Below are 13,382 nucleotides of genomic sequence, written 5' to 3'. Positions count from 1 at the left end.
TGCGGGAAGCACGTTCCTGGTCGTACGACATCTGCTCGTTGCCCTCAATCCTCGACCGAGATGGCCGGGAGACCGGCTGCGGCCCGCGCCCGGTTGATCATGTCGTGGTCGAACTTGGCGATCTGCACCGGCACGATGTACTTGCCGGAGAAGGTTTTCACTCGGGCATAGCCTTTGTCCTCGGCCTTGCGGAGGCCGTCCGCGAAGACCCCGAAGTCATAGTAGTGGGCCAGTTCCCGCGTTTCGTTGTCCGAGTTCAGGTGAGCGACCACCCAATTCGACGTGTTCGACAAGATCCGCTTGTCGATGCTGGTGACTTCCTGGGTGGCGTAGACGAGTCCCATCTCGTACTTGGCGGCCTCCTTGGCGAGCCGTACCCATGGGTCATCCTGCACCTTCGACTTGCCCGACTTGTCACGGTCGAACAGGTTGTGTGCCTCTTCCACGACTATTTGGATCGGCACGGCGGGCTGGTTGCTGCGGAACCGGTCGTTCGCCTTGTCGATCAGCCGGACCACCAGGCGCTCGGAGAGCATCTTAATGACCTGGTCCGACCCGATCGACAGGTCGATGATGACCATCCGGCCTTCCTTCAGGTCCGCCCACACCCGGTCAGCAAGATCACCGGTGCTAGTCGGGTCGTGGAAGTCCGTCAGCAGACGAATCTTATTGAGTACGACGCTGCCCACCTTCGCGTCGTACACGGTCAGGATGTTCATGAACGCGTCGCAGTTTTGCCACGACTGGAGGTCGAGCGAGGCGTACTGGGCAGGCACCCTCCCCGTCACCACCTCATCGATCCGCGCTGACAGCCAGTCCATCAGCCGCTTCGCAGCGACCGGTGAGTCGACCGCACACAAGCCTTGACGCTCGTTGACGACTCGGATGTGCTGGGGGCGGACCTGCTCGAATGCCTCCCGCAGCGGCTTGTTTATCTTGAACAACAGCGAGAACCCGCGCGGCGGCGGCGGGAAGTCGGCCTTGGACAACAGAGCGTAGAACGCCAACCGGGCACGCTGCGCCTTGCCCAGCTCGTCGTAGAACTCCTTGTCACCGGCCGGGCCGCTGGGGAAGTCGGTGCGATCCGGGTCGAAGATGGCCGCGGTCTTGAACGCGTTGGCGTAGGCGGTGGTCACGTCGGCCAAAGAGTTCTGCACGAACTCCCACACCATAGGCAGCTCGTCGGTGTCGAAGAAGTTGACGGCCAGCGGGAACTCCTGCCCGGTTTTCGCGTCCGGGCGCATCTTGTAGATGTGCACCAGGTCGCTTCCCGTACCGAGCAGTCTCAGGCCGGTTTTATCTTGGTCGTTGACGTTGGCGTATTCACCCTGTGGGTCGAAAATCAACTGTCCGATTTTGACCTTTGTGCGAGCGGCATGCTCGAACACAGCCGTGCAGATCGTCTTGTTGGTGTTGGACTTGCCCACGCGCGTCATGCCGAGCACGGCTGTCTTGCGTGAGATGAAGTCCGTGACTCGAACCTTCACCGGCACGGCATCCATCTTCGCCGCTGTCGCCCGACGGCGGGTCGAGGCGAACCGCACGGTGCCCAACTCGATCAGGCTTGGAGTGGCCGACTCGGCGATCTCCTGCTCAGTCCGCTCAGGGTAGGAGGCGACGAACGACAACACCTCGGCTGAGGGCAGGTACACGAAGTATCGGGCGCCGGCGTAGACGTTGTCGATGTCGGCGCCCCATTGGATGAAGGGCCGGCGAGCGACGGTGTCGGCGTAGAAGGTGCCGAGCACGTCACACTCGAACGCCGATAGCTGGGTCTGGCTCGAGGTGAGGTTGTCCATTACTTCGGAGGGAGTCTTGTCGCGGATGTCGGCGTCACGCATCGCGGCCAGCCGGGTCGCGACCAACTCGGCCTCATTGGGCAGTGCCGCGGTGCTACGCACGCGCAGGAGGATGACTTCCTCCTCATCGAGCGGTGCGTTGGTCTCCTTCGTCGGCTTCGTCGCCGCCGCGAGGAGGAATCCGTTGCGGGGCACTCCGCCAGCGTCGCGCTTGACCAGATCGTCGGTGATGACGGTCGCACGGTCATAGCCGAGGTGATAGATGCCGCCTAGGCGGCTAGCACCGTCGAGCAGCCAGGTGAGCGGGTTGCCGCCAGCCGACGCAGCCCCGGCGATGCCGGACAACATGGTCACGTGAATCCTCCTTGGTCATGCGCCCGCTGGACGCTGAACGCACCGCAGATAGAGGTACCAGGGGGGTACGACAGAAAAGCTGCGGCTTCACCCATTCGGAGTACCGACGGCTCTACGCGACAGCGGCTGCATCAGGAGCGATAGTGCACGACACCTTGGGGCGATCGACCAGAGGCCCATCGTGCGCCTCGGGTGGTCGGCGGCTCAGTGCCGGTCACGGCGCCCCGGGCGGCGCATCGCGAAACAAGATCAGAAAATACACTCAGTGGCGTCAACGACACGATCAATCATGATGCCGTCTGTCCGCCGAGGACGGAAGCCCTCTCTTAGCTCCGGTCCGCGTCTGCCGAGTCGGCCTTCTGGCATGAGACGCACGTGGTGTCACCAACGACGTGGTAGTCGTCCGACTCTGGGATGTCCGGGAAGTTGGTCACGAGTAGCTCGGCGCGGACGGTTCTTTGTCGTTTCCCCTTCTTTTCGTCCGCCTTTAGCCCTGCTGCGGTGTACCGGTGCATGGCGTGTAGTACGTGGTGCCTTTCGGCGGGAGGATACAGTGCGCGTGCGAGGGCGTTGTCGTCATATGACAACAGCCACCGAAACGGGGTGTCGCCGGAAAGCACCTGTGCGAGGGCGCGATGCTGATCATCTTGAAAGGACCACTGATACAGATACGGGGCCTTTTCAACATACGGTGGATCGAGGTACACCACCGCCTCTTCCGGCCCCACAAGCCCTCGGTACCGACTGCCGACAAGGTCTAGACTGGTTCCCCAGTCGTGACTCCACACCTCAAGTATGTGCCCCGTGTCTGCTAGTTGCCCGACGGCGCTGATGCGCTGCGCGAGGGCATCCTTGTTGAAGCGGCAGTCAATTTTGTACTTGGTCTCGGCGTTCTGGTTCAGGCCGCCGATCGGGCCGGCCCAACCATGCAGAATCCCAGAAAACGTAGTTCGGTTGAGGAAAAGGCATTTGAGCGCTAGGTCCCGAACTGAAGTCGAATTGCAGTTCCGCCACCACTTCCACCGTTCTACTGTTACCGGCACCTCGCGCATCGCGTCTATCAGCCACGTTGTGTCGAATGCGGCCGTGTACCAGAACGCTGCCACCAGAGGATCGCCGTCTGCAAGCACGACATGCTCAACGACCCCGGTGCCGGCCAGTCGCAGCGCAGTTGTCGCTCCTCCGCAGAAGGGCTCCACGAACAATCGAGGTGGTGGAACATTTCCGGCGATTATCCGCTCAATGAGCGGAACAAGCTGTCGCTTGGCACCGGGATAGCGTAGGGGGCTCACGACCGACGCGGCGTACTGACGCGTGTCATCGACGGGATCAGGCTTGACCTCCACCTGAGCCGGCGGCCATGGCGCGGTACGACTCGCTGGACGCGGACCGTCCTTGCGGTCGTCCTGCCCTGCCACCTTTCTCCCTTCGCTGGGCCGCGCCATTGTAGCGTGGGCGCAGCGACTCCGATGATCCGCCCCAACATTATTGGTTGTTGGCCATGACCGTAAAGCGTGTCTTGCGTTAGGCGAGTTGTGTCGGAGAAGTAGCTGCCAGCAGATTGCGAGCAGGTACGGAAGGTCGACGGCTGGTCCGGCCGGCTGTTGAACGACGGTGTAGGGCGGCGCGCAGGTCTTGGCGTTCACGGCGTCGGTCAGACACGTCGGAACGATGTTGAGGTCCGGCGACTCCGCGTCTCGGCCGGTGCACGCCGGGAGATGAGGTAGGCGTCAGCAATCTTGGTTCTCCGCTCACACGCACTCGCATGCGTCCATGAGCCGGACGGGACCGTTTCTACCGGGCATCTGTAAACGACCGCGCCACGGCGAGGTCCGCGCTGCCCTTCACCGCGTCGTCACCCCGCTCTTGATGGCCACACTGGTGTGAACGACGCTGCGGGCCGCAAGCGCGGCATGCAGCACGGCCGCTGCCTCGTCGCTCACCGCGGTCAGCGACTGCAGGATTGACTCGGGCAGCGTCCCGATCGCAAGACCTGCCTCCCCGGCGAGGCAGTTGAGACCGCTACGTTGGGCGTCGGTGATGCCCTCGATGAGGTCGCGGAAGCCGAGTACGTCGCGGGCCGCGTATCCGTCTGCGGAGCTGATCGCGTTCGTTGCGACCCGGCTGAGCAGGCTGGTCGCCATGCTTGGGCTGATGCTGTCGGCAAGAGTGGCGATGATGAGGCCGAGTCGGGCGCGGTACGAGGCGTAGTTGGCGGTGCCGATGCAGCCGTCGTACCGGGTGACGGCTGCCTGTAGCAGCGGCATTGAGTCGGTTGGTGCGGTCGGTTCGTCGCTGGCATGGAGGCACATCAGATGGAGGCAGGCAGCAACGTCCTGTTCCCAGGGCTCGGTGGTAGTGGTCTCCGCAAGCACGGTGCGGGCCTGCGGGCGGTCACCGCGCAGGCAGTGCTTGATGATGTCGGCTTGGCGGCCTTCCATCAGGTGGTCGCCGATGCCGTTGTAGTGGCGGGCGTGTTCGGCGGCGGCGTCCCATCGGCCGGCGAGGGCGAGGGCGCGGACGCCTTCGCCGATGAGTTGGAGCCAGACCCATTGCCGTAGCTGGCGCCGGTCTGCGGGTTCACCGACGAGGTTGGCCAGCGGCAGGGTCCGGTCGGTGACGACGAGATCGCAGCGCTTGGTGACGGCCGAGTACATCGATTCCAGGAGCCGTACGGCGGCGGTGCCCTGGTCGGTGCGGATCTGGAGGCGGGCGAGGTTGAGGACCGGTTCGAGCAGGTAGCGGGCTTCCAGGATGGTCAGGGGCCGTCCGGCATGGCGGTAGGTGTCGATGTGCTGCCAGCACAAGTGCCTGGCGAGGTCGGTCATGCCGGCGTCGCTGGCGATCAGGGCGGCCTTGTTGAGGGCGTGGGCGGCGTCGGCCATGCCGTGGTCCGCCTTCTGCCGTGCGGCGTCCACGGCGTCGGCGATCTCCTGGATGCGCAGCGGCAGCGCTGGGCAGTCGGGCCGGGGGCGGCCGAGCAGCGGGAACCGGCGGATGGCGGCAGTAAGCGGTGACGGAGGCATGGGTCAACTCCGAGGTAGGGTGGCGGCTTTCGCGGCGTGGGCGAGGATGCCTTGGGTATGGGCGGGCAAGCCGAGCCGGTTCCAGTGGAAGATCACGATCTGTGCGAGAGCTGCCCGTAGGCCGCGGTCGAGGCGGCCGGTGGCGGCGGCTTCGCCGAGCAGCCGGCCGGCCTGGATGAACGCGGCCAGCCAGTCGGCGGCGTAGGCGACCGGTCCGCCGCGTGTGAACAGAGGCATCTCGGTGGTGATGTCGCTTGCCAGCACGGGATGCACCTTCGCGGCCAAGGCGTCGATCCCAGGAGTGTCGTGGTCGGCCGGGGTGGGTCGCATCTGGGCCACCCGGGCGAAGACGTCGCCGATCTCGAACCAGTCCAGCCCGGCATGCCGGTTCAGCGCCTGGAGGAGCAGGAGAGACAGTTCGCGGCGGCCGAGCGGTGGCGTGTGCTGACGGGCGTAGGTGAGCACGCCTCGGCTGTCGGCGCAGAACAGGTCGTGGACGATGGCCATGGCGACCTCGCCGCCGAAGGCGGCGGTCTCGGCCTCGTAGATGCCGGGCTGCCAGCCGGCGATCGTGCCGGCCGATGAGAGGTCATCGAGAAGGGTCTCGACCGCGCGGTGGTCGCAGGTGCGAACCCGCAGCCGCCAGTGCGGGTACTTGCGCAGGAACCACCAGGCCGGTCCGTCTCGGACGTCGTCCAGGCGGGGTGCGACGTGCGCGGCGAACACCGATTCGGCGTCGACCCACTCCGGCCAAGTAATCCGCGCCTGGAACCAGGCGCGCTCTTGCCTACAGTCCAGGGCGGCCCGCCCGGCAGCTCGGTAAGTTTCCACCGCGTCGGTCAGGTCGATGCCGTCGACGGCGGAGTGTTCGACAGCGGTGCCGGCGAGCACCGCTTCCACCCGCTGGGCGAGCTGCCCGGGGTTGACTGTTAGGCGATCAGCAAGCATGCGTCCCACCTCGTGTAGGTCTGGCCGGCGCGGATGGTTTCCATCACCAACCGGACACCGATAGTGCCGGTCAGGAATCCGCTGTCGTCGCCGTCCCCGTCTTCGGTTGCGGTGAGGCGGTCGGCGAGGGCGGGGAGCTGCTGGGCGATGACGGGACTGGCGGTGTCGGCGGCGGCCCGGTGCGCGGTTTGGTACAGCCCGGCGAGGCCGTGGCAGATGCCGGGGTCGGTGAGCCGGTCGAGCTGTGGGCTGGTGAGGCAGGCGGCGAGGGCGTGTTCGGCGACGGTCTTACGGGCGCGGTCGCCGGTGGCGATGGCGGCCAGTTGCAGCGCGCGGGCGATGCCGGGGGTGCCGTAGCACCACGACGGCCGGCCGGGGCAGCCGTGCGTGAGGTGGCCGGTGCGCAGCTCGTCCCGGGTGATCCACTGCGGCCACCAGGGGCCGTGCCGGGACTCCTGGCGCCATTGGTCGAACCAGCCGCACAGCCAGACGATCACCTCGGACTGGCCGGGCACCTGATGGCCGAGGCGGGCGGCATTGGAGAGCAGCGCGAGCAGCCCGGCCGCGCCGTGGGCCATCCCGAGGTTGGCGTGCCCGCCGGCGGTCGGGTAGAGCGGATCAGGGTCATGGTCGACCCACCATCCGGGAACGTGCAGACCGTCGTGGTAGCGGGGATGGGCCAGTTCAACGAGATAGCACAGCACCAAGCCGTACTCCTGGCTGTCGGGCGCGAACTGTTGCAGCAGGGCGCCGAAGCCAATCAGGCCGGTGAAGAGGTCGTACTCGCCGAAGGTGGCCGGCCGGCCATCGTGTAGCCGCTGGGTGGCGTGGGCAAGGCGGGTGCGGGTGAGTCTGCGGACGTGCCGGTCGAGGGCTTGCCGGGCGGCGTGGTAGCGGTCGCGGCCGTCGGCCATCGTGGAGTGCAGCAGGAAGGCGATGGCCGGCGCACCGTAGTAAAGCCCGGTATGCAGCGCGGCGTCGACCCGGGCCGCCGCCTGCTTGATCAGATGTTGAGCCATTGTCCAGTTGGCGCCGCCGTTGATCGCCCGCTCGACCGCGAGCAGCGCGTGCCCGGCGGTTCCGGAGGCGAGCGACTGCGCACCGGATTCGGTCTCGGTGAGGGTGATTGGTGTGGCGGCGGTCATTGGACGGTTCTGAGGTTGAGGCTGCCGATGTGGAGGCATCGCATTGCGACGGCGCGAGCGAGGTGGTTGGTCTGGCGCTCGAAGTCGGGATCGACCCCGACGGCTCGGTGGTGGTGCTCGCGCAGGAGCGTCCGGAGTACGCGGGCTGAGGCACGTTCGTCGTCGAGCGCGCTGTAGTAGGCGCGCAGTGCCTGTTGTCTGGCGTCCCACGCGGCGAGAACGGCTTCACCGCCAGCGAGTGCGCGCAGCCGGGGAAACAGGCCGACCGGGTCAGTGAGGTTGCGGGCCACGTCGCTCAGTGCGCGGTCGACCGGGTCGGTGTGCCGTTTGAGCTGCTCCAGCAGCGTCTCGTAGCCGGTTACCGGGTCGGGCGCGAATCCGGCTGCGACTTCGGCCAGGGACACGGCGGCGAGCGCCTGACCGGAGATGCCGGTCTGCTGGACCAGGCGGAGCTGGGCGATCGCCGCGGTGGTGTCGGCGGCGAAGGCGCACTCGGCCAGAGCTGGCACGTCGCCGTACCGGCCGGGCTGCTCGTGATATTCCGCGAAGACGAGATCGTTTGGCAGCCCTCTGGCGTGCAGGTCGTCGGCGAGCTGTCCGAGGCGGGCGGCGACGGCCGCGTACCCGGTGGGTGACTTCAGGCGGAAGCAGACGGACAGGTACTGGTCGGCGTCCAGGCGGATCATGTCCCGGTGCCGGCTGACCCACCAGCGCAGGAGGCCGTGGTCGGTCAGGCCGTCGGCGAATGTGGGTAGGTGGCTGGTGAGGAGGTCGTCGAAGCGGGCGGGATTGCCGATGAGCCGGGCGTGGACGACGGCGGACGCGCCGGGCCGATAGGTGCGGCCTGGCGGGGCGGTGACCGGCACCGGCCGGGCTTGCGGCGTGGTGAGGGTCATGGGGATGACGAGCTCGGCCGGGCGGTCGAGCCAGCCGTCGCCGTCGGTGGGCGCGTCCTCGCGGAGTTCGAGCCGGCTGGCGCGGCTGAGTCGGGTGTTCAGTTGCCGCCGGTCGTTTGGCTCGTCGAGGTTGACCGGGAGGCGCAGTTCGTCGTGGCATGCGATCACCCTGCTTGGGACACGCCAGTGCCGTCGCCACCGGTCGAGGGCCTTGTCCCAGGTCTCGCTGTCGCCGTCGGGGTGCGGTGCGGTGAGGTCGGCGGTGGTCAGCCACCAGCGGGCGGGGGCGAGCACGGTCTGCCGATAGCGGATGCGGGGCGCATACGGCAGGGTGCGGGCAGCGGCGCCGAGGTCGAGCGGACCGAAGACGGCGGTGCGGGCGTCGCCGACCTCGGCGAGGAACCGGGCCAGCGGCGGCATCTGCACGGCCGCGAGGGCGTGTGGCAGGTACGCGACGACGCGCCGGCCGGTCGGCGCGTGGATGAGGTAGAGCTGGTCATCGTCGGCGGTGACGGCGAGGTGGTCGATGCGGATCACGTCGCCGTTCGGGTGTTCGCCGACCGACACCACGCGGGCGGTTCGCCGGGCCACGCGCACGACGTTCTCGTTGTGCACCCGGCGGGGCGGAAACGACAGTTGCGCCACGACCAGACCCCGCCCGTGGCCCGGCGGATAGGTGCGGGCCAGCCGGTCACGGTCGGCGGCGGTCAACAGGTGGGCGAACCGTCCGACCATGCTGGTGTGCGTGCGGGGCGCTGCGGTGATCCGCAGCTCGAACTGTCCGCGGTCGATCGCCTCGGTGGAGACGGCGTGCACGGAGACGCCGAGTTCCAGCCGCGCCGGGGGCACGGCAGCGGCGGGGTCGCCCACGGTGAGGGCCTCGATGTCGGCGTCGGTGAGGCGGATCTCGTCGGCGCCGTCGAGCATCGCCCGCTGCACGAGCGCCAGCACGTAGGCGTCGCGTTCGGTGAGCGTGCGCCACGCCGGTCGTGCCCGTGGTTCGCCCAGGTATCCGGGCGGATAGCCGAGGCCGGAGTCCGCGAGGAGGTCGCGGACCGGCACGACCGCGCCGGAACCGTACCGGGCGCGGAAGCGGGCGTGGTAGTCCAGCCAGGCGTGTGACCCGAACGGTTGGGTGGTGACCCGCAGCAGCACCCCGGCCGCGCACGCGGCTTCATCGAGAACTCGCTGCGGCAAGCTGACGGTCGCGTCGAGCCGGACGTCCACGGCCAACGGCGGCTCGGCCGCTGCCGGCACGATCGCGGCCATCATCTCGGTGGCCACCGCGCGCAACGCCGTTTGCCTCCGAGGATCGGCCTGCTTGTTGTGGCGGCGCAGTTCTGCGTGGATGTCGTCGAGTCGGTCGATCAGCGCGGGAATCTCGGCCAGATTCTGGGTGTCGGCCTCCCCAAGCGCGGCGAGCACGTGGGCGAGGGGGTCCACGGCGGTCATCGACGGGCGCAGGTTCGTGATCAGGACCTGGCCGTCGATCAGGCCGTGCAAGAGCGCCTCGATGGTGCGCAGCTCGGTCTGCGGAAGCTGCCCGGCGAGCTGCGCTGCAAGGTGGTCGAACCGCACCGGTGTGGCCGCGTGGGCGAGCGCTAGCCGCACCGGCTGGGTGCAGCGCGTGGAGATTTCCCGCAGCGGGCCGGGCGAGCGCTGGCCGGGTGCCGGGCGGGCGGCGACGATGAACCGGCCATCGCGGACGTGGCCGCCGCTGTTGGCGACCACCATGAGCGTGCGGCGTAGGCCGTGGTCCTGTTCCAGCCGGTCAACGATCCGGGTGAGCCAGTCGGCGTCGGCCCGAGCCACGGCGGTGTGCCGTTCTCCGATCCGCGCGACGGTGGGGCCGATCGTGACGGCGGTGACACCGGCGAACAACCCGAACGGGGTGGCTCGCCGCTGCCAGCGGGCCAGGTAGGAGGCGGTCGCCGTGACGACGCGGTGGACCGCTCGGGTGGGCGGGTCACCGTCGGTGAGCAGTTGGTGGACGCGTGCGGCGAGGTCGGGACTGGCCAGGGTGACCGCGTCGCGCAGCTCGGGTTGGGACCACTGGGTGGCCAGCCAGGCGAGTTCGTCGGATGCGGCCGAGCCGGACGGTGGCGCGCTGTCGGCGGCGCCGGGGGTGGTGCTGGCGCGGACCAGCACGGGGCCGACCGGCCGGTAGGGGTGGACAACGGTCGGCATGCCGCTCCTCCAAGCGAGCCAAGGGGTGAAGCCGTCGGAGCCCGCGAGGCGGCGCGGGCTCCGACGGCGTCAGAGGGGATGTGTTGCGCGGTCAGCGCGGGTCGTACGAGGACGTGGAGCAGGCGCTCGTGCTACACGTCGAACCGCAGCCGTCGTTGGTGTTGCACATGAACACCTCCAGCGGCGTCGTGGCCTCGACCACGCGCATGTCGAGCTCGAAGTCGTCGTCGGTGACGGCCTCGGCCTCGGGGGCGGTGGGTGCGTCGAGGACCGCAGTCGGCGGAGCCATCGACATCATCTCCTTACGGGGTGCGGAGGGTTTGTTGGCCACCTGGCCGGTGCGGGCGAGCCGCGCGCTGCTCACTCACGGGGCCGGCCAGGAGATCGTGACGACGCCGTGCGTCTTGTCCATGACGGCGGCGTCGGCGGGAATCCGGGTTACGTCGGTGCCTGCGGGCCAGTAGCCGAACACCGGCTCGGCGTGCCGGCCGTCGCGGTCCCATGCCCGAATCTGCTTTACCAGCGCCATGGCGGCGAGTTCCCGGTCGTGGCCGTAGGCGCGAGCCCCGAACTCCACCCCGGCACCCTCCATCGCGGGTCGGATCGCCAGGTATGCGAACCCGCCGCCGCGTACGGCGCCGAACGGGAACCAGGTGCCGCGCTCGTTGGCTAGCTCGGTGCCGTCGTCCACGGTCAGCAGGCAGAACCCGGGCAGGTGCCAGGCGAACCATAGGTACAGGTCGGCGAAGGACGTCCGGTGCGGGATCGTCACGCCCGACCACGCTTCCGTCCGTTCGGTGGCGAGCACCGCGTCGAGCGGGCTCATGTCGGCCGGGACACCGGAGTCGAATCGGAGCTTCACCTGCTTGCCGTTCGGGTCGGTCAGCACGAAGACCCGCTCCGGGTGACGGCCGGCGCCCTGCATCGGCACGAAGCCGGCCACCTCGACCGACGTGCTGACCAAATGGTCACCTTCGCGGCGGAAGCCGATCGTGCGGGTGACGCCATTCATGATCAACGGCAGCACGAGAGTTCCCTCGTCGGCGAGCTGAGCCAGCAGGGCTGGTGGGATGTCCCAGGCGCCGACCGTCACGATGATCGCGTCGATCCGGCCCTCGTTCGGCACGCCGTGCTCGGCGTCGGCGACCAGGACTCGCACGCGGCTGCCGTAGCCCGCCTCGTCCAACAGCTTCGCCGCCCGGTCGGTGACCTCCGGGTCGATGTCCACGCTGACCACCCGGCCCTGCGGCCCGACGATCTCCGCAATGAGCGCGGCGTTCAGCCCGCCGGAGCCGATTTCCAGGACCGTCGCGCGTGGTCGGAGTTCGGCTTGTTCGAGCATCCGCGCCTGAATGTAGGCCGCGGACACCGAGGACAACGCCACCCCGTGCTCGTCGCGCTTGGTGACCACCGCGTCGTCGTAGGCGTAGGCCGTCTCGAGCGGCACATCGGAGGGAAGGAAGCGCTCGCGGGCCACCGCCCGGAAGGCCGCCTCCACCGCGGGGCTGACGATCTTCCCTTCAGCGCGAAGCTTTTCCACCAGGTCGGCGCGTAGCTCGGCCGCGCGATCGACGTCCTTGACGCCGTCCTCGCGGGGTTGTCCGTCGGGCCTGGCGGTCCGCTGCGATTCGGCGGGTGGGTCAGTCACAGTGGTTCCCTTCATTACATGCATGTTGTGAACAACGGAGTTCATGACCGTCCCGGCATCCTGAGCATCGGGGGGCCGGGGCATAGCGCCGATGAGTGACACGCTCGGCGAGCGCCTGGTCGAGGGTGAGCCGCTCGCCGAGCACGGCCGTGTCCCGCCCTCGTGTCCGCCTGCTTGCGGCGATGGCCGTGGGCCGACACCCACAGGGGAGGTCGGCCGTCCCGAGCCGGACCAGGCAGCTCACGACGAGCTTCGGGTCGGTCACGCCAGCGCCGCATACGATGTGCCACGCGCACGCGAGCGCGCGCCGCTCCGCGTCGTACTGGATCGCCGACAACTCCACCGCCAGCGGCACCGGCCGCACCGCCAACCGCGTCCCGAACGCTTGCACCATCACCACTCGCCTCCCCATAGGTTCGGACCTAGCGCTATGGAATCCGGGCGCCCCGCGCCGACCGCAGGGTTTTGACCCGCAGTTCCCACAACGAGCCGTTCACGCCAGCCGCCGACCACGCCGGGCACCGCGTCGCGCTGGAGCCACCAGCGGCAGAACCCGCGCACCCTCGCCATCCGACCCGACATCCGCGCCGGGATCATCCGGCGGCCCCGTCTCGATCACGATCCGCACCCCACCGGCCGCCGTCGGAGTCACGGTCAACGTCACCGCCCCCGCCACCGCCGCGACAGGCCCGGACGTCGCAGGATGACCAGCGGACGACGCACCCCTCTCGGGCAACCCGGCGGCATCCTGAGGGCTGTCGGCCCCGCCACGCCGGAGTTCTTCGAGCGCGCGCACCTGGCGCGACAGGGCGGACGCTTCGTCGTAGGCGGCCAGGAGCACGCCGCGAGCGCGGACAACGGGATCCACGTGCTCCCAGAAAGCACGGGCGATTTCATGCCGGCCCATCTCCACATTGGCTACGGTGCTGCGGGAGTACGGGATCTTCGCGGCCAACTTTTGCTGCGTCAGCTCTTCAGCCTTACGCGCTGCCGCCAGCCGCACACCGAGGACCCGGAAGGCCTCACGCACCTGCTCACCGTCCGGCACCGCCCCAGGTTCGCCAGCCCGAGGACGACACGCGGCCGAACGCGTAGGACGCCTGCGCTCGCTGATTAGGCCGATGCTCGCGGGATCATCTACGCCCAGAGTGCGGCACAGCGCGGACCGGCGCTCCGGGCACATGCCCCCGCCGATACGGCCTTGCTCGATGCGGCCGATGTAGTTCTCCGTCAGCGGCTCGTGCTCACACGTCGCCATCACCGACTGCTGATTAGCCAGATCCGCCACCGCCGGACGCGACAGGCCAGCCCTCATTCGCGCATCCCAGAACAGCTCGTTGGGTACGACGTCGCTCTTCGTCACGACCTCACCGCCCCTC

General features: G+C 68.4%; 9 protein-coding genes. All 9 read right to left on the bottom strand.

The window, feature by feature from the left end; translation table 11 throughout:
• Positions 1–44: 44 nt before the first annotated feature.
• Positions 45–2,147, bottom strand: a complete 2,103-nt coding sequence (locus tag Ade02nite_RS11865) for an ATP-binding protein (RefSeq protein WP_239168704.1) — start codon at positions 2,145–2,147, stop codon at positions 45–47.
• Positions 2,148–2,479: 332 nt separating this feature from the next.
• Positions 2,480–3,499, bottom strand: a complete 1,020-nt coding sequence (locus tag Ade02nite_RS11860; protein WP_203761639.1) for a DNA adenine methylase — start codon at positions 3,497–3,499, stop codon at positions 2,480–2,482.
• Between the two features lie 498 nt (positions 3,500–3,997).
• On the bottom strand, positions 3,998–5,179 hold the full coding sequence (locus tag Ade02nite_RS11855) for a hypothetical protein (protein ID WP_203761638.1): 1,182 nt from the start codon (positions 5,177–5,179) through the stop codon (positions 3,998–4,000).
• 3 nt (positions 5,180–5,182) lie between these two features.
• Complete coding sequence (locus Ade02nite_RS11850; protein ID WP_203761637.1) at positions 5,183–6,127, bottom strand: thiopeptide-type bacteriocin biosynthesis protein; 945 nt, start codon at positions 6,125–6,127, stop codon at positions 5,183–5,185.
• Positions 6,109–7,272 carry a lanthionine synthetase C family protein gene (locus Ade02nite_RS11845; RefSeq protein ID WP_203761636.1) on the bottom strand — a complete coding sequence of 388 codons (1,164 nt, stop codon included), beginning with the start codon at positions 7,270–7,272 and terminating at the stop codon, positions 6,109–6,111. The genes Ade02nite_RS11850 and Ade02nite_RS11845 overlap by 19 nt, the downstream gene beginning before the upstream one ends.
• Positions 7,269–10,355: a lantibiotic dehydratase gene (locus Ade02nite_RS11840; RefSeq protein WP_203761635.1), complete on the bottom strand. Its 3,087-nt coding sequence runs from the start codon at positions 10,353–10,355 to the stop codon at positions 7,269–7,271. Before Ade02nite_RS11840 ends, Ade02nite_RS11845 begins: the two co-directional genes overlap by 4 nt.
• Before the next feature lie 91 nt (positions 10,356–10,446).
• Positions 10,447–10,644: an FxLD family lanthipeptide gene (locus Ade02nite_RS11835; protein ID WP_239168697.1), complete on the bottom strand. Its 198-nt coding sequence runs from the start codon at positions 10,642–10,644 to the stop codon at positions 10,447–10,449.
• Between the two features lie 75 nt (positions 10,645–10,719).
• Entirely contained in the window at positions 10,720–12,105 is a 1,386-nt protein-coding gene (gene fxlM, locus Ade02nite_RS11830; protein WP_239168696.1) for a methyltransferase, FxLD system, read from the bottom strand.
• A 391-nt stretch (positions 12,106–12,496) separates the two neighbouring features.
• Entirely contained in the window at positions 12,497–13,366 is an 870-nt protein-coding gene (locus Ade02nite_RS11825) for a helix-turn-helix domain-containing protein (RefSeq protein WP_203761634.1), read from the bottom strand.
• Positions 13,367–13,382 lie beyond the last annotated feature (16 nt).

The sequence above is a fragment of the Paractinoplanes deccanensis genome (genome assembly GCF_016862115.1).
In the GTDB taxonomy this organism is placed as follows: domain Bacteria; phylum Actinomycetota; class Actinomycetes; order Mycobacteriales; family Micromonosporaceae; genus Actinoplanes; species Actinoplanes deccanensis.
The sequence above is the reverse complement of the archived record's forward strand: the minus strand, read 5'-3'. Positions and strand labels throughout refer to the sequence as shown.